This is a genomic window from Synechococcus sp. HK01-R (assembly GCF_014217855.1).
Classification (GTDB): Bacteria; Cyanobacteriota; Cyanobacteriia; order PCC-6307; family Cyanobiaceae; genus Synechococcus_C.
Window position 1 is genome coordinate 323,683 of the sequence record NZ_CP059059.1, and the last position, 15,623, is coordinate 339,305.

17 protein-coding genes are annotated in these 15,623 nt (G+C 63.2%); 12 read left to right on the plus strand and 5 right to left on the minus strand.

The annotated features are described in order from the left end of the window. Positions 1 to 8 precede the first annotated feature (8 nt). Positions 9 to 530: a 4'-phosphopantetheinyl transferase superfamily protein gene (locus H0O21_RS01740; protein WP_185190178.1), complete on the minus strand. Its 522-nt coding sequence runs from the start codon at positions 528 to 530 to the stop codon at positions 9 to 11. Positions 531 to 694: 164 nt separating this feature from the next. On the opposite strand from H0O21_RS01740, the gene bcp reads away from it, so the two are divergent. Continuing rightward, positions 695 to 1,162 carry a thioredoxin-dependent thiol peroxidase gene (gene bcp, locus H0O21_RS01745; protein WP_131456621.1) on the plus strand — a complete coding sequence of 156 codons (468 nt, stop codon included), beginning with the start codon at positions 695 to 697 and terminating at the stop codon, positions 1,160 to 1,162. Here the strand turns inward: bcp and H0O21_RS01750 are convergent. Both H0O21_RS01750 and H0O21_RS01755 read right to left on the minus strand, forming a co-directional pair. Next, positions 1,149 to 1,877: a type III pantothenate kinase gene (locus H0O21_RS01750; protein WP_185190179.1), complete on the minus strand. Its 729-nt coding sequence runs from the start codon at positions 1,875 to 1,877 to the stop codon at positions 1,149 to 1,151. The genes bcp and H0O21_RS01750 overlap by 14 nt on opposite strands. A 2-nt stretch (positions 1,878 to 1,879) precedes the next feature. Beyond that, on the minus strand, positions 1,880 to 2,653 hold the full coding sequence (locus H0O21_RS01755; RefSeq protein ID WP_185190180.1) for a phosphoadenylyl-sulfate reductase: 774 nt from the start codon (positions 2,651 to 2,653) through the stop codon (positions 1,880 to 1,882). Positions 2,654 to 2,721: 68 nt separating this feature from the next. Between H0O21_RS01755 and H0O21_RS01760 the strand changes: the two genes are divergently transcribed. The 6 genes from H0O21_RS01760 to H0O21_RS01785 are packed head-to-tail and all read left to right on the plus strand — an operon-like array spanning position 2,722 to position 10,718. Continuing rightward, complete coding sequence (locus tag H0O21_RS01760) at positions 2,722 to 3,909, plus strand: NAD(P)/FAD-dependent oxidoreductase (protein WP_185190181.1); 1,188 nt, start codon at positions 2,722 to 2,724, stop codon at positions 3,907 to 3,909. Further along, positions 3,906 to 5,618: a GTPase HflX gene (gene hflX / locus H0O21_RS01765; RefSeq protein WP_185190182.1), complete on the plus strand. Its 1,713-nt coding sequence runs from the start codon at positions 3,906 to 3,908 to the stop codon at positions 5,616 to 5,618. The genes H0O21_RS01760 and hflX overlap by 4 nt, the downstream gene beginning before the upstream one ends. Beyond that, the gene (locus tag H0O21_RS01770; protein ID WP_185190183.1) at positions 5,606 to 7,453 is read left to right on the plus strand and encodes an SLC13 family permease; all 1,848 of its coding nucleotides are present in this window, start codon (positions 5,606 to 5,608) and stop codon (positions 7,451 to 7,453) included. Before hflX ends, H0O21_RS01770 begins: the two co-directional genes overlap by 13 nt. Before the next feature lie 2 nt (positions 7,454 to 7,455). Then, complete coding sequence (locus H0O21_RS01775) at positions 7,456 to 8,859, plus strand: TrkH family potassium uptake protein (protein WP_131456609.1); 1,404 nt, start codon at positions 7,456 to 7,458, stop codon at positions 8,857 to 8,859. Beyond that, a complete protein-coding gene (locus tag H0O21_RS01780; RefSeq protein WP_131456607.1) occupies positions 8,852 to 9,559 on the plus strand; it encodes a TrkA family potassium uptake protein in 708 nt (235 codons plus the stop codon). Before H0O21_RS01775 ends, H0O21_RS01780 begins: the two co-directional genes overlap by 8 nt. A gap of 4 nt (positions 9,560 to 9,563) precedes the next feature. After that, entirely contained in the window at positions 9,564 to 10,718 is a 1,155-nt protein-coding gene (locus H0O21_RS01785; protein WP_185190184.1) for an anhydro-N-acetylmuramic acid kinase, read from the plus strand. Between the two features lie 49 nt (positions 10,719 to 10,767). Here the strand turns inward: H0O21_RS01785 and H0O21_RS01790 are convergent, their stop codons facing one another. Continuing rightward, positions 10,768 to 11,049, minus strand: a complete 282-nt coding sequence (locus H0O21_RS01790; RefSeq protein ID WP_131594953.1) for a hypothetical protein — start codon at positions 11,047 to 11,049, stop codon at positions 10,768 to 10,770. Between the two features lie 155 nt (positions 11,050 to 11,204). Here H0O21_RS01790 and H0O21_RS01795 point away from each other — a divergent pair, with 155 nt between their 5' ends. From H0O21_RS01795 to H0O21_RS01810, 4 genes are all read left to right on the plus strand, one after another. After that, a complete protein-coding gene (locus H0O21_RS01795; protein ID WP_255441080.1) occupies positions 11,205 to 11,501 on the plus strand; it encodes a hypothetical protein in 297 nt (98 codons plus the stop codon). A 79-nt stretch (positions 11,502 to 11,580) separates the two neighbouring features. Beyond that, positions 11,581 to 11,808: a hypothetical protein gene (locus tag H0O21_RS01800; protein ID WP_131456601.1), complete on the plus strand. Its 228-nt coding sequence runs from the start codon at positions 11,581 to 11,583 to the stop codon at positions 11,806 to 11,808. A 235-nt stretch (positions 11,809 to 12,043) separates the two neighbouring features. Then, on the plus strand, positions 12,044 to 13,768 hold the full coding sequence (locus H0O21_RS01805) for an ATP-binding cassette domain-containing protein (protein WP_185190185.1): 1,725 nt from the start codon (positions 12,044 to 12,046) through the stop codon (positions 13,766 to 13,768). A gap of 116 nt (positions 13,769 to 13,884) precedes the next feature. Continuing rightward, positions 13,885 to 14,070, plus strand: a complete 186-nt coding sequence (locus tag H0O21_RS01810) for a hypothetical protein (RefSeq protein ID WP_185190186.1) — start codon at positions 13,885 to 13,887, stop codon at positions 14,068 to 14,070. Here the strand turns inward: H0O21_RS01810 and H0O21_RS01815 are convergent. Beyond that, positions 14,067 to 15,176 (minus strand): trypsin-like peptidase domain-containing protein, encoded by a 1,110-nt coding sequence (locus tag H0O21_RS01815; RefSeq protein ID WP_185190187.1) that lies wholly within the window; start codon positions 15,174 to 15,176, stop codon positions 14,067 to 14,069. The genes H0O21_RS01810 and H0O21_RS01815 overlap by 4 nt on opposite strands. A 187-nt stretch (positions 15,177 to 15,363) precedes the next feature. Here H0O21_RS01815 and H0O21_RS01820 point away from each other — a divergent pair, with 187 nt between their 5' ends. Then, positions 15,364 to 15,612, plus strand: a complete 249-nt coding sequence (locus tag H0O21_RS01820) for a DUF2973 domain-containing protein (protein ID WP_131456593.1) — start codon at positions 15,364 to 15,366, stop codon at positions 15,610 to 15,612. Positions 15,613 to 15,623: the final 11 nt, after the last annotated feature.

The window sequence follows — 15,623 nt, forward strand, 5'->3', positions numbered from 1 at the left end:
AATGGCATTCACGTTAGGCAGAGCATGGAGACCTGTCTGGAAGCGTCACACCCCTCCCCTTCCAGGGAATCCTGAACCATGGCCAGGGTCCAGGAACCATGGCGCCAACCCTGGACAGCCAGCTCCTGCCCCTCCCCGCAATGGACCACCGTGCGCAGGTCCTCGCGACAGCACCATTGAGGCAGATCCTTAGCCAGGGCACCTCGCTGCCACTTGATTGCCGCCTCCTTGATCACCCAACGGTCAAGCACGGCCTGGCGCAGAGCCAAAGGCTCTAGCCCCCGAAGCTGCACGCGCTCCTCCGGCGGAAAAAAACGACGGGCCAGAGCCTCTGCGGGCAGCATCCGATCGCGTCGCTCCAGATCAACACCGAGCTTCCTGGGCCCCCAGCCCACGAGCAAAGCATCGGGACAGTGGCTGAGACTGACGCACCCCCAGCCTGGCGCCAAGGTTGGCGGAGCTGCTGGTGGAGCATCCAGGGGAATAGCCAAGGGCTCAACGTCCATGAGCTCACCAAGGAGCTGTCTCATCCATGCTCGAGAGCGCAGAAACTCGGATCGACGGCGCTGCGGGAGCGGCTCAGCCCAACGCCATTCGCGAGCGCTAACCAGGACTGGATCGGAGGGTCGCTGATGCTGCAGGGGAATCAACCAGAGGACAGGTACGCTGCGCCCCAACGTCTGTTCACCGCCCCATGGCCCTTCAGATCGGTGATGCTGCACCGGATTTCACACTCCCCAACCAAAACGGTGACATGGTGCAGTTGTCCTCATTCAAAGGACGCCGGGTGGTGATCTACTTCTATCCCAAGGATGCGACCCCTGGCTGCACCAAGGAAGCCTGCAACTTCCGTGACCGATTCGCAGCCTTCGAACAGCACGACATCACGGTGCTCGGCATCAGCAAGGACAATGCTGCATCCCACCAACGCTTCATCGCCAAACAGGAGTTGCCCTTCAGCCTGCTGACGGATGAGGAGCCCTGTCCTGTGGCCGAGTCTTTCGAGAGCTACGGCCTCAAGAAATTCATGGGGCGCGAATTCATGGGAATGATGCGCCACACATTCGTGATCGATCCTGAGGGCAAACTCGAGTTGATCTACCGCAAAGTGAAAGCCGATGAGATGGCCGATCAGATTTTGAGCGATCTCAATCTGGCCTGATCGGCCTGAGGTCGTGCTCATGACGGAGCTGAAGCAAGCCTTCCAGCACCAGGTTCGGAGCGTGATGCACAGGCACCCCTCTGGCGAGCAAGCGGGGGAGCAGCTCTGGGGCATCACCGCCACAGAGCCAGAGGGGTGACTCGCTGATGCGCTGGGCCTCCACGATCAGACCCAGCAGGGCCTGACGAACCCCGCAGCGCATCGCGGCAGCCGTCTCGCGAGGGAACAGGCTCTGCGATTCGAGCGCAAGGGAGTGCTCCGCGGTAGGCAGGGGTTCTGCTGGCAAAGGGAGGGCCTCAGCACCAGCCGCCATCGCTCGCAACTGCAACGCCATTCCGGCTGCCAGCTGGCCACCTGCAAATTCCCCGGCAGGGGTGACCCGCGTGAGGCTCAACACGGTGCCTGCATCAACCACCAGGACGCCACGACCGACATCGCGCACCTGCTGCCAGGCCCGCCACCCGGCCAGGGCTCGATCGACCCCAAGCCAAGGTGGTGCCTCCCTCAGAGGCACATCACGCAGTTGCACCTGCCTGAAGCCCTGGAGTGTGGCATCGGGAGGAACGGTTCCGACAGCAGCCCAGAGATGGGGAGGACGCTGCTGCAATCGCAGGGAGTCGGGAGGAGTGTGATCGAAACTCCAGCCATCACACCGTTGCTCCGCCCAGTGCCAGCGGCTGTTGCCGATCAGCAGAGCGCGGAAGCCATCCGGCATGGCTAGATGCCATCACCCATCACGCCCGGCAGATGGATGCCGCACTCCTGTTTGAGTCCACCGAAACGGGTCTCACGTCCGGATTGCTCCGCTCCATCCGGTGCACTCGAATGCCAGTCACCAACTGTGGAATAGCCCTTCTCAAACAGTGGGTGTTGAGGCAGGTCATGCTCCTGCATGTAGTAAAAGACGTCCCTGGGTGTCCACTGGAGAAGCGGGCGAAGGGAGAGCCGCCCCCGGATCGGATCGAGAAGGGTCATGGTGCCGCGATGGTCGGTCTGACCTCGTCGCACCCCACTGGCCCAGCACTGCACGTTGAGCAACTCCATGGCCCGCTCAAGAGGCTCCACCTTGCGCAACCGCAAGTACAACTCCATGTCTTCGACACGACCGGTGCTCCAGAGCTGGCCATGGAGAGCTTCCATGCGGGCGGCGGAGAGCTCGCTCTGGGCCACATGCAACTGCAGATCAAAGCGACGGGTTAGAGCGTCGGCATAGCGGTAGGTCTCCTGGGGCAGATATCCGGTGTCGACCCAGATCACAGGCACTGAATCGCCACCAGGACAGCGACTGAGCATGTGCAAAAGCACCGCTGACTGAATTCCAAAGCTGGTGGTGAGCGCAAAGCCTGGCCCGTAGTGCTCGATGCCCCAGCACAGGCGTGCCTGAGGCTCGAGCGCGTCAAGCCGGGTGCGAGCGTCCTGCAGGGACTGATCACCTGACATCACCCCCACCCTGGCTGCCGAACCATCCGCTGCAAGCTCGCCTTGATTCATGTCTCCATCCTCCAATGCCGCCGGCACCCCGGCCCTGCCTATGGTTCAGGAATGCCATCGGGACCCGCATGTCTGCCTCATCCGCCGATGCCCAGCCCGTGGTGATCGTTGGCGGTGGTTTTGGTGGACTGAGCGCAGCCCTGGCCCTCAGCCATCAGCAGCCCCGACCTCCGATCGTCTTGATTGAACCGAACGATCGGTTCGTGTTTCTACCGCTCCTTTATGAGTTGCTGAGCGGTGAACTGCAAACGTGGGAGGTTGCCCCCCGCTACGCCCAACTCCTCGATAATCGGGGGGTCGTGCGCCTTCAGGAGCGGGCCCGGCGGATCGATACCGTCACCGGAACCGTGGAAACCGACTCTGGGGTTTGCCTGACCTATGGCCAGCTGGTGCTGGCCAGCGGCTCCGAACCCCAAGACTTCGGGATCCCTGGCGTCCGTGAGCACGCCCTGCAGTTCCACACCCTCAGTGATGTGGCTCAGCTGCGCAACCACCTACGCCAGCTTCAACGGCAGCCACGCAACGACGGGGTGGATCGCCCAGGGCTCGCCCTGGTGATCGTTGGCGCCGGTGCCACGGGTGTGGAACTGGCCTGCAAAATGGCTGATCTTCTTGAAGGGGCCGCTGAGCTGCACCTGATCGAACGCGGAGACTCGATCCTGCCTCTGGCGAAAGCTTTCAACCGCGAACAAGCCTCACTGGCGCTTCAGCGCCGGGGAGTGCACGTGCACCTCAACCAGAGCGTGCAGTCTGTCCAGGCTGATTCGGTCACACTTCAAGACCCAAACACCCCGCCCCTGAAACACAACGGTCTGATCTGGACCGCTGGAACTCGCCCACGGGTGCCGGAGCTGAACCCCAGCCCCCAATGGCGTGGGGAGCGCCTGCTCGTTGATGCAAGCCTCTGCAGCCTGACCAGTCCGAATCTTGTGGTGATTGGCGATGTAGCCGCCCACGACAACGCCGATGGCACGGCTGGCGACTGGCCCCGCACCGCTCAGGTGGCTCTGCAACAGGGGGAAGCGGCCGCCCGCACCGTGATGGCCATCCGAGCCAGGGTCCAAGCCCCTCCGTTCCAGTACAACGATCTCGGCGAAATGATGAGTCTCGGCAAGGGAGAAGCCAGCCTGACCGGCCTGGGACTGACCCTGGCCGGCCCCCTGGCCTACCGACTGCGCCGCCTCACCTATCTGGCCCGACTACCAGGCCTGTCCCTGGGTCTTCGAGCAGCCGGGGCCTGGCTTCTGGGCGGTTGAGACAAGCCCATCTGGCGGGTCGGACCCGCGGCCTGCGCCCCTCCCAGCTGAGGCAGGCCGAGAAGCTGAGCCATCGGCGCCATCCCGCCGAACACGGAGCCGACCAGCTCACACTAAACCGCCTGGCCGACATGGCCCTGGAGATGGAGCAGCCCCTGCATCTGCTCGTTGATGCCCGAGGGCTTTGCCGCCTCCTCTGGATCGGCCCCTTGACTGAATCGGGGCAATTGCAGAGTCATCTCACTGACAGCACCAGACGGAGAACCGGCGACCGGAGCCGCTGGCGGCTGATGAGCTGTCTGCCAGGAAGCAACAGTGCGGCCCTCGATCCAGACCCGCGCGAGGCCGTGGTGGCCCTGGATCTGCAACCGGAGCTCTGGCTGCGCTACATGGCGCGGCCTGAGCGCGGCGGTCAGCGCGCCGCCCGGGGCTGGCTGCCCAGCCCCGATGCCAGCCTTGGCTGGGCAGCTGCTGATGCTCAGGATCTTGAGAGCCTCTGCGAGCAGCCCCCTTCTGCGCTGGACGACAACCGTCCGCCCATGGCCAGCCCACGGGAGGCCGAGGACCAGGAACGGATCCTCCTCCTCACCCTCAGCGGTGGAGATGCCCAGCGGGCCGAGCGCGATCTGGCCGAACTGGAAGGACTCGTGCGCAGCGCGGGCGCCCAGCCAGTGATGGTTTGCAACCAAAAGCACAGCACGGGCAACCCCCAGACCCTCTGGGGAACGGGAAAGTTGCAGGAAGCGGCCATCGAGGTGCGGCGCCACAGAGCATCACTGGTGGTCACTGACCGGGAGCTAACACCCGTGCAAGCCAGAAATCTCGAACGGTGGCTCGACTGCCCGGTGATGGATCGCACCGAGCTCATTCTCGACATTTTTGCCCAGCGCGCTGCCAGCGCAGCGGGGCGCCTGCAGGTGGAGCTAGCCCAGCTGCGCTACCGGCTTCCGCGCCTGATCGGACGGGGCCGGAGCCTCTCCAGGCAGGGGGGCGGGATCGGCACCCGAGGGCCCGGTGAGACCCAGCTGGAGAAGGACCGTCGGGCGATCAGCCGACGGATCGAAACCCTTCGCCGTGGCCTACTCCAGCTCCAAGAGCATCGAGCGCGACTACGGGATCGCCGCGAGGGGCTCCATCGCCTCGCTCTCGTCGGTTACACAAACGCCGGCAAGTCCTCGCTGCTGAACGCTCTCTGTGGGAAACGCGAAAGCCAGCGGGTGCTCGCTGAGAACAAACTCTTCGCCACCCTTGACCCCACCACGCGCCGACTTGCCTTTCCCCGAGAAGGCGCAGCTGCGGATGAACTGTTGATCACCGACACGGTGGGCTTCATCCGCGATCTACCGGCGGCGCTCAGAGAAGCGTTCCGGGCCACCCTTGAAGAGACCCTTGATGCCGACCTGCTGCTGCTGGTCGTGGATCTCGGGGATCCCGACTGGCCCGGCCAGCTGAAGGCTGTGCACGGCTTGCTGGATTCCCTCGGCTGTGGCCAACCCCGTCAGGTGGTGGCCAATCAGATCGACCGCTGCGATGCCGAAGCGATCGAACGCATCCGCCAGTTGGAAGCGGATGTCATTTATCTATCGGCCACAACAGGCACGGGGCTGCAGGGCCTTCTGAACAAACTGAGCATGCGCTTCTGGGGAGACAACAGCAGGGCAGATACGGTGGCAGCAGCCCATGAAGCGCCTCCTCCATGGCAGAGCTGATTGCAGCCCTGCAACACCCCCAGGCCCTGATCACGCTCGCGGTTCTGCTGCTGGCTGTCGTGCTGTTCGTCACAGGGTGGCTGGCGCCAGAGCTGACGGGCCTGCTCAGCGTCGCTCTGCTCGTGAGCTCGGGTGTCCTGACACCGGAGCAGGGGCTGGCGGGATTCGGCAGTCCGGCCCTGATCACCCTGATGGGTCTGTTTGCAGTGTCTGCGGCCCTCTTCCGCAGTGGCGCACTCGATCGTCTGCGGGAGCTGATCGCCTCTGAACGGATCCGCAGCTCCAGGCGGATGGTGGCCCTGCTGACGTTGGTCGTCGCACCGATTTCGGCCGTGGTGCCGAATACACCAATTGTCGCCAGTCTGCTGCCTGTCTTGGAGAGCTGGTGCCGCCGCCGCCGAATCGCCCCATCGCGGGTCCTGCTTCCCCTCTCCTTCGCGACGGTTCTCGGGGGCACACTCACCTTGTTGGGTAGCTCCGTGAACCTGCTGGCCAGTGACATCAGCCGCCAGTTTGGCCTCGGCCCGCTGGAGCTTTTCAGCATGACGGCGATCGGCCTGCCCGTCTGGCTAGCGGGATCAGTCTTCATGCTCCTTGCACCGTCTGGTTTGCTGCCGAGCCGCGGTGAGGACGACAGCCAACTGGCCACAAGTCCCAGCCAGAGCGGCTACACCACAGAGGTCACCATCCCTCCAAACTCCAGCCTGGTGGGCCAGACCCTCCGCCACAGCCGTCTTCAGAGGCGTTTTGATGTGGATGTGCTGGAACTACAACGCGGGGCAGAACGTCTGCTCCCCCCACTCGCCGATCGTCGCCTCGAAGCCGGAGATCGGCTGCTGCTGAGGGTTACCCGAGATGACCTCCTACGCCTCCAGCAGGACCACACCATCCAACTCGCCGATGCCCAGCGCCCGCCGGGCAACCCGATGGCTTTCTCCGACCTGGAAGCGACCCTGTTCTCGACGGAGGTCGATGGCGGACAACGCACGGTTGAGGTGCTGCTCCCGGCGGGATCCACCCTGGCCGGCGCCAGTCTCAGGGAGCTTCGTTTCCGCCAGCGCCACAACGCCACGGTGCTGGCCCTTCGCCGCGGCCAGCAAACCGTGCAGGAGCGACTGGGCCAGGCCGTCCTGAGGGAAGGCGACGTCTTACTGCTACAAGCTCCCCTTGATGCCATCCGCGGACTGCAAGCCAGCAACGATCTGCTGGTGCTCGATCAGCTTGAAAACGACCTGCCAACGGTTCGACGCAAACCTCTAGCCATCGGCATCGCAGTGCTGATGCTGTTGATCCCCACGCTCACCCCCATCCCGCTCGTCGCAGCGGTTCTGCTGGCCGTGGTGGCGATGGTGATCACCGGTTGTCTCCGACCTGGTGAGGTGCAGCGCTCGATCCGGCTCGATGTGATTCTGCTGCTCGGTTCCCTTTCAAGCTTCAGCGTGGCGATGCAGACCAGTGGGCTTGCCGATGGTCTGGCGGCGGACCTAGAGCGACTGCTGCAACCCTGGCCGGCCTATGCAGCCCTCGCGGCGATGTTCCTGGTCACAACACTGATCACCAATGTGATGAGCAACGCTGCTTCGGTGGCCCTGCTGGTGCCGGTAGCCACTCAACTGGCTCAGCCTCTCGGCCTTCCACCCCAGTCGCTGCTGATGCTGGTGCTGTTCGGGGCGAGCCAGTCTTTTCTGACGCCGATGGGGTATCAGACCAACCTGATGGTTTTCGGTCCGGGGCGCTATCACTTCCTCGATGTTCCGCGCTATGGCGCCGGCCTCACCGTGATCATGACGTTGCTGGTTCCTGCGTTGATCCTCCGGCAGGTTCAGGGAGGCTGACGATGCCGATCCCTGCCGCGCTCTCCCGAACTCAGGCCTGGTATCGACGCCTGACGGTCCCGCAATTCACGGTGGTCACAGGACTTCTGGTGATCCTGGCGGGCACCCTGATCCTGGCAACACCGGTCTGCTCTGGTTCGCAAGTGGGCCTCTGGGAAGCCCTGTTCACCGCCACCTCCGCCGTCACTGTGACCGGGCTGTCAGTCATCGATGTTGGTCAGGACCTCACGCCGATCGGGCAAGGGGTTCTGGCCGTGATGATCCTGGTGGGAGGCCTTGGACTGATGGCGATCACCACGTTCCTCCAGGGATTTGTGGTGCGTGGTACTGCCTTGAGGCAACGGCTTGACCGCGGTCAGACCCTCGATGAATTCGGCGTCGGGGGGGTGGGCAGCACCTTCCGCGGCATTGCCCTGACGGCAGCGGTGATGATCCTGATCGGTGCCACGGTTCTCTACAGCTTCGGCTTCACCGATCTGCCACGGGGGCCTGAGCGGCTCTGGGCATCCCTGTTTCACAGCATTTCCGCTTACAACAACGCGGGCTTCGGCCTCTGGAGCGACAGCCTTGAGAACTACCGCACCAACGGCGTTGTCAACGCAGTGATCTTGGTGCTGATCGTGCTCGGGGGCCTTGGTTGGCGCGTGACCAATGACGTCTGGACCCATCGCCAGCGCCTCAATCGCCGCAATCTCAGCCTGCACACCCGGCTCGTTCTGCGCTCCAGCCTGATCCTGATCGCCATCGGCACCGGCGGTCTGCTGATCACCGAATCACTCACACATGGACAGTTCCTCAGCAGCGTGGCCTGGCCGGAACGATTGATGGCTGCACTCTTCGAATCGGTCAGTGCTCGCACAGCCGGCTTCACCACCGTGCATCTCTCCCTCCAGAGCATCTCGGATTCCGGCCTGCTGCTGATGATGACCCTGATGTTCATCGGGGCGAGCCCGGGGGGAACTGGAGGCGGCATCAAGACCACAACGGTGGTCGCCCTTGTCGCTGCGACCCGCTCCACCCTGCGGGGCCGTGAGGACGTGGTGATCCGCAACCGTCAGATCTCCGACAAGGTGGTGTTGCGAGCCGTCAGCATCACGGTGGCCTCGCTCCTGTTCGTGCTGGCGATGGCCTTGCTCCTGGCCCTTAGTAGCAACCTCAGTGGTGAGGAACCCTTCACGTTTCTGGAGCTTCTGTTCACCTGCATTTCCGCCTTCGCCACCGTGGGTCTGGATCTGGGGGTGACTGAGCACCTTGGACGATTCGGGCAGCTGGTGCTGGTGCTGGGCATGTTTGTGGGACGCCTGGGGATCCTGCTGCTACTGAGTGCGATCTGGGAAACCCTCAACCGGGATCTGTTCACTCGTCAGAATCGAATCGGTTTCCCCCGGGAGGATCTCTATGTCTAGGGAGTGGTGGAGCTGGGCCGCATCCGGAGACGCCCAGCTGCAAAGTTTCGGGGTTGTCGGTGTCGGACGCTTCGGCAGCGCCGTGTGCCGCGAGTTGCTTCAGAACAGCGCGGAGGTTCTGGCCGTGGACCGCTCCGCCCGGGCTATCGAGGAACTACGCCAGCAGGAACCCTCCATCGAGGCGCGGGTTGTGGACTGCACCGATGAGGAATCCCTGCGTGAGGCCGGGATTCTCGACATGGACACCGTGGTGGTCGCGATCAGCGAGCCAATCGAAGCCAGCATCACGGCAACCCTGATCGCCAAGGATGGCAAGGGCAGTCGGGTCCGGCGGGTGATTGCACGAGCCACCAGCGATCTGCACGAAAAGATGCTGATTCGCGTTGGAGCCGACAAGGTGGTGTTCCCCTCGCGCATGCAAGGTGAGCGCCTTGGGCTGGAACTCGTGCGGCCGAATCTCATGGAGCGCCTTGAGCTCGATGAACGTCACTGCATCGAGGAGATCAAGGTGCCAGGGCGTTTCGTGGGCCGTTCTCTACGGGACCTGAACCTGCGTAAAAACCATCACGTGAATGTGCTGGCAGCTGGTCCAGCAAGGGATCTCACCGTGAATCCACCGGCCTCCCACATCCTCCAAGAGGGCCACGTGCTGGTGGTGATGGGGTTAATCGACGACCTTCAAAAACTGCCTAGAACCTGAACTCATGCGCGTCATCGGGCTGATGAGCGGCACCAGCGCCGATGGGGTCGATGCCGCTCTTGTGGACTTCAACGGCCACCCAAGCCAGCCCCATTGGCGCCTGATTCGCCAGGCATCACTGCCCTACCCAAGGGAGCTTCAGTCCAGGATCCTGGCGGTGGCGCAGGGGGAACCGACCGCAGCCGGTTCACTGCTGGCACTCTCCGAAGAGATCACCCTCCATCAGGCCGAAGCCGCTCGGGCCTGCGATCCCCTGGGCCAGGCCAGCCTGGTGGGCTGCCACGGACAAACAATCTGGCACCGTCCACCCGAGCGGAATGTCGACGGAAGCTTCCGACTGGGGGCCAGCTGGCAACTGTTGCAGGCCGAATCGCTGGCCCAGCAACTGGGCCGGGCAGTGATTCACAACTTCAGAGCAGCGGACCTTGCTCTGGGGGGCCAGGGTGCGCCGCTTGTGCCCATGGCAGATGCAGCCCTGCTTGGTCGCTGCACGGGCTGGCGCGCCCTTCTGAACTTGGGAGGAATCGCCAATCTCACCCTGATCCCGCCCCGCTGCGGGCCTGACCGCGACCAGCCGGTGCTGGGTTGGGACTGCGGACCGGCCAACAGCCTGATCGATCTGGCCATCCAGCAATTCAGCCACGGCAGGGAGACGTTTGACCGGGATGGACAACGAGCCGCAGCCGGGAAGGTGCACGAGGCCTGGATCCAGCGCTGGCTGCAGGAGCCTTACTTCCTTCAGGCTCCGCCGAAATCCACGGGCCGAGAACTCTTTGGACGCGATGACCTGCAACGACGACTCTCCGAACTGAGCAATGCCTCCAACGACGACTGCCTTGCCACCCTCACCGCTTTCACTGCCGCAGTGGTGGCAGCGGATCTCGCGCGGATTCAAGCCCAGGGCCGGCCGCTCCCCCTGGAGCTCCTGGTGGCTGGTGGCGGCGGCAGAAACCCGACCATGATGCGTGAGCTAACCCGCCGTTGCCGCGGGCTGCGTGTGCGATCCAGCGATGCGTTGGCGCTTCCCGCCACCAGCCGGGAGGCGATTGTGTTTGCCCTGCTCGCCTGGTGGCATCAGCGGCGCCACCCCGGCAATGCGCCAGCCGTGACTGGTGCCCAGCGCGCCGTTGTGCTGGGGCAGCGAGCCGAGCCCGCCTGAGAGGCCAGGCTGTTGTCCAAACAGGCTGGCGGCTCATTGAACGAGGGGCTCAGCCAGGGCGATAGAGACGCAGGCGGCGAGGGGCCCCACGCAGGCGGCGAGGCTGCTGCGCCTCAAGCGCCGTGCGCATCCGCTCCACAGGCGCATCCGAAGCAGCGCCCTGCTCATAGCGCTGCACACCTTGCTGGATCAGCACCTTGGCCATATTGCTCACAGTGCGTGATTCCTGCTCGGCCAGCGAGGAGAGCCTCTGGCAGAGATCTTCTGGCAGCACAACCTGAATCCGAGGGGACTTCGGCTTCCCGCTGGAGGAGGTTTGGCGGGTAGGCACGACCCAAAGGCAGGCAGAGCTACTCAAGAGTGTACAGAGGTGTGCAAGGATAGTATCCAGCACTATGCTGCAGGCAAACGAACGCTGATCGACCCCCAGAGGCTCCTCGATCAACAGCCCGCTCTCGACCATCAGCCCCTCCGCCAAGGAGCCCCATGCCCAGACCCGCAAGCCTGAGCCCCGCTCGCCGGAACAGCTCCCGGTCCGCCAGCCGATCAAGGCGTCGGCAGGAAACCGATGATGTGCTGGTCTCTGCAGTGATCAGCACCTACCTGCTGACCCATCTCCACCACGTGCTCCAGCGGGCTGAATACGGAGCCATCCAGGAGGGACGTCGTTCCCAGGCCGCCAACTACGCCCAGCTCCGCAAGGTGCTCTGCATGGACGCCCGCAGCATGGAAGATGCTTCAGCCATCGGACTGCGCGACACCGATCTCGAGAAGGCCGCCTGAGCCGAAACCTCTCAGAGAGTCAAGACGCTGCCGAAGCGGCGCACCCTTCATAGCGTTGGAAGACGACACTCCCACCTCCATGAGCAACGCTGCTGAGCTGTATCGCCGGATTGAAAGTGACCGCGACCTGACCAACAGTCTGTTCAGACAAGCGCTTCAGAACCCGCAGGGAGCCATCGAGGCCATCTGCGCCATTGGAGAAAGCCTGTCGCTTCCTGTCACGCCCGATCAGGTCAGAGCACACCTTGGCGATCTTGACGACGATCGCACCAAGCAATGGCTGATCAAAGCCCGGGGTGGACTCTGAGGGAGCGGCTCTCAGGCAGTTCCCGCAGCCCCGATGGTTTTGGCTTTGGACGCCCGTGGTCCCCACCACCGGCCCAGCTGAAAAACAGCCAATAGCTGACAATGGCCAACCCGGCCGCCACCACAAGGGCCGTCACCTGCTCCAGTCTTGCCATCGCCGGTGGTTCGGATCGCAGCATTCAGTCTGCCTTTCACCCCGCACGGGATGATGGAGAGATGCCAGCCCCTTCCATCACGTGCTGAGACTTGAGCGCGTCAGCAAGATCTACCCAACCGGGGAAGTGCTCCGGGATGTGACCTGGGAGGTGAAGGCCGGGGATCGCATCGGTCTCGTGGGCGTGAATGGTGCAGGAAAATCCACCCAGATGCGCCTGATTGCCGGCCTCGAGGAACCGAGCGGAGGTCAGATCGTCCGCCAAGGGGACCCGCGGATCGCCTATCTGCAGCAGGAATTCGATGTCGATCCCCGACGCAGCGTCCGCCAGGAACTGTTTCAAGCCTTCGGAGAAGCGGCCCAAGTGCTGAATCAGCAGCGCGAGGTTGAAGCAGCCATGGCATCGGAACGGGCGGCGGCAGATGCCGACCACCTTGACGATCTGATCCACGAGCTCGGGCGACTGCAAACGCGCTTCGAGGCACTGCACGGCTACGAACTCGATGCCCGCATCGACAAGCTTCTCCCCACCATCGGCTTCAGTGCTGATGACGCGGAACGGCCGGTTGCCGACTACTCCGGCGGCTGGCAGATGCGCATCGCCCTTGGCAAGATCCTGCTCCAAGACCCTGACCTGCTTCTACTCGACGAGCCCACGAACCATCTGGACGTGGAAACGATCCAATGGCTGGAGGGCTACCTCACCGAACAGAGCGCTGCACTGGTTGTGATCAGCCATGACCGCACCTTTCTGGATCGCGTCTGCAATCAGATCGTGAGCACGGAACGCGGGATCTCGCGGAGCTACCTCGGCAACTACACCGACCACTTGGAGCAGAAAGCCCTGGAGCGGGAAGCCACCCAAGCCGCCTTTGAGCGTCAGCAGAAGGAAATCGCCACGCAACAGGCCTATATCGACCGCTTCCGCGCCAGCGCCACTCGCAGCACACAGGCCAAGAGCCGAGAGAAGCAACTCGACAAGGTGGAACGAGTCGATGCCCCGATCGAGGATGTGGGCGGACCGAGCTTCCGCTTCCCACCCGCACCGCGCTCGGGCGCTCAAGTGGCCGTGATCGAATCCATGACCCACAGCTACGGGGATCAGATCCTGTTTCTCGGTGCAGACCTAGAGGTGGAACGGGGGGATCGCATCGCATTTGTCGGACCCAATGGAGCCGGCAAATCCACGCTGTTGCGACTGCTGATGGGGCTGGAGACTCCGGACGAAGGGAGCGCGCGCCTGGGAGAACACAACATCGTGGCCAGCTACTTCGAGCAAAACCAAGCCGAAGCCTTGGATCTCGGCAAAACCGTGATCGACACCATGTTTGAAGCGGTGCCGGACTGGACGCAGACCCAGGTGCGCTCCCTGCTCGGCAACTTCTGCTTCAGCAATGAAAGCGTTTTCAAGGAAGTAGGAAAACTGAGTGGAGGCGAAAAAGCGAGACTGGCTCTGGCTCTCATGCTTCTCAGCCCCTGCAACCTTCTGGTGCTTGACGAGCCCACCAACCACCTCGATATTCCGGCGAAGCAGATGCTGGAAGACGCGCTCATTCATTACGAAGGTGCGGCACTGCTGGTCTCCCATGACCGCTATTTCATCTCAAGGGTGGCCAACCGCATCGTCGAGCTTCGTGATGGCGAACTGATCCTTTATCGAGGCGATTACAACTACTACCTCGAGAAAAAAGACGAAGAAAAACAAGCGGCAGTCGCCGCAGTAGCCGCTGCGGAGCAGGAAGCGAAGCGACGGGCGAATCGAGAAAAGCAGAAGCAACGCCAGGAGCGCAAAAAGAGCGCTGCCTAACAGTGATCGCCAGGGCTGGCAAGACGAAACTTCACAGATGGTTAGGCAGGAAGACTCATTTCTCTTTACCAGCCCAAATGGTGTGCATAGGCTGACATCACTGCTCCCGGATCGCCATGACCCACACGCCCCCGATCCATGCCAGCACTCTCAACTCCAGCGCCATGAACGCCGCAGAAACGCAGCACGAACAGACCTGGGACGCAGTGGAAACCTATTTCGAGTGCATCACCACCTGCTCCCTTGATGACGGCGAGTGCATCACCCGCTGCGTTGAACAGTTACGGGACGCTGACAGCTAGCGCGCCTGCGGCAAGTTGCTCATCTCCACAGGAGTGATCGACAAGCTCACGGCCGTCCCTCCCCGCAGCACCTTCACGCTGAGAGGACGACCGACCCCATGCCGGTCGATCGCAGTCACCACGGCGGCAGGAGTCGCCACCGGCACCCCCGCCAGCGCCACGATCACATCGTCGACCCGCAAACCGGCATTCGCAGCAGGTCCTCCGGGCACCAAAGAACGCACCACCGCTCCTGGGGGCACGGTGGCACCAGGGCGAGGCGCGGGAACCGACGACAGACCAATTCCCACCATGGGATGGCTGGCCCGCCCCTGGGCCACAAGCTGACCAGCGATCGTGCGGGCTCGATTGATCGGAATCGCAAAACCCAGACCCGCACCAGGTCCAGAGCGCACCAGGGTGTTGATACCCACCACTTCCCCGGCGGCATTGAGCAACGGTCCACCGGAATTGCCCGGGTTGATGGCGGCGTCGGTCTGAATCAAGTCGAGCCTCTTTCCTGAAATTCCCAGCTGGGAGACGTTGCGGTTCAGATTGCTGACGATTCCCAGCGTCACGGTGTTCTCCAGACCGAAAGGATTGCCCACGGCAATCGCCCAGTCACCGACCTGAAGACGATCGGAATCGCCAAGGGGTGCTGTCGGCCAGGGGCCGGATTCCGCCAACCGGATCACCGCAAGATCCGTGAGGGTGTCCTGGCCCAGCACCCGACCAGCTACACGACGACCATCAGGCAGGCCGACCATGACCTGATCGGCCTTCTCCACGACATGGGCATTGGTGAGCACGAGTCCCGAGGACTCGAAGATCACACCACTGCCCTGACCGCGTTCCACCCTTGCCCTGGGCGCAGCGGGTGACTGCAGCCCGAAGAACCTCTGCAGGAAGGGATCCAGCATCAGACCACCAGGCAAGCCGGAGACGCCCGTGGAGCGCACGGTTCGCTGGGTTTCGAGGGTGACGACCGCCGGCCCGCTTCTCTGGACTGCCGAAGCAACGAACGATTGGGGTGTCAGGGCCGCTGCCGCTGCGGAGGCTGCCTGTGCCGGGGGCAGAACCTGAGGGATCAATGCCAGGGGCCCGACGACAGCCGTCGCGACGAGCATGGACGCTGTGACGGGCCTGAACATGCTCGCAGAACAGCAAAACGCAGGTCTTGACAGTACGCAGAACAAAGGGGAGCCGTCAGTCGCAATCCCCGACCAAACCATGACCGGATGCAACCCGCGGCGCCATCGGCCCTGACGGCGATGATGGGAACAAAGCTGGTCCGTACCGCTGGAGGCGAGCACCATGTTGAACAGCCTGTTCCCGATCCTCTACGGCGCAGCCTTCGTTTTTCTGCTCTGGCAGGCCTTTCGCGTGATGGGCCAGGGATTCCGAGCCGCACGTAGCCCGAGAGACCGCACCGGTCAAATCACCGTGCATCCGGAACTTCTCGATCAAGAGGGGCGCATCACAGAAGAGGACCTGCTCACCGTGCGTTTCAGTGGCGGGAGCGACCCAGAGGAGACGCCTGACGGAAGCAGGAACCACGACTGAATAAGGTTGGG

Excerpts from the sequence above, each read along its gene's own strand:
- H0O21_RS01740 (WP_185190178.1), bottom strand. The coding sequence starts at position 530 with ATGAGACAGCTCCTTGGTGAGCTCATGGACGTTGAGCCCTTGGCTATT.
- bcp (WP_131456621.1), top strand. The coding sequence starts at position 695 with ATGGCCCTTCAGATCGGTGATGCTGCACCGGATTTCACACTCCCCAAC.
- H0O21_RS01750 (WP_185190179.1), bottom strand. The coding sequence starts at position 1,877 with ATGCCGGATGGCTTCCGCGCTCTGCTGATCGGCAACAGCCGCTGGCAC.
- H0O21_RS01755 (WP_185190180.1), bottom strand. The coding sequence starts at position 2,653 with ATGAATCAAGGCGAGCTTGCAGCGGATGGTTCGGCAGCCAGGGTGGGG.
- H0O21_RS01760 (WP_185190181.1), top strand. The coding sequence starts at position 2,722 with ATGTCTGCCTCATCCGCCGATGCCCAGCCCGTGGTGATCGTTGGCGGT.
- H0O21_RS01770 (WP_185190183.1), top strand. The coding sequence starts at position 5,606 with ATGGCAGAGCTGATTGCAGCCCTGCAACACCCCCAGGCCCTGATCACG.
- H0O21_RS01775 (WP_131456609.1), top strand. The coding sequence starts at position 7,456 with ATGCCGATCCCTGCCGCGCTCTCCCGAACTCAGGCCTGGTATCGACGC.
- H0O21_RS01780 (WP_131456607.1), top strand. The coding sequence starts at position 8,852 with ATGTCTAGGGAGTGGTGGAGCTGGGCCGCATCCGGAGACGCCCAGCTG.
- H0O21_RS01785 (WP_185190184.1), top strand. The coding sequence starts at position 9,564 with ATGCGCGTCATCGGGCTGATGAGCGGCACCAGCGCCGATGGGGTCGAT.
- H0O21_RS01795 (WP_255441080.1), top strand. The coding sequence starts at position 11,205 with ATGCCCAGACCCGCAAGCCTGAGCCCCGCTCGCCGGAACAGCTCCCGG.
- H0O21_RS01800 (WP_131456601.1), top strand. The coding sequence starts at position 11,581 with ATGAGCAACGCTGCTGAGCTGTATCGCCGGATTGAAAGTGACCGCGAC.
- H0O21_RS01810 (WP_185190186.1), top strand. The coding sequence starts at position 13,885 with ATGACCCACACGCCCCCGATCCATGCCAGCACTCTCAACTCCAGCGCC.
- H0O21_RS01815 (WP_185190187.1), bottom strand. The coding sequence starts at position 15,176 with ATGCTCGTCGCGACGGCTGTCGTCGGGCCCCTGGCATTGATCCCTCAG.
- H0O21_RS01820 (WP_131456593.1), top strand. The coding sequence starts at position 15,364 with ATGTTGAACAGCCTGTTCCCGATCCTCTACGGCGCAGCCTTCGTTTTT.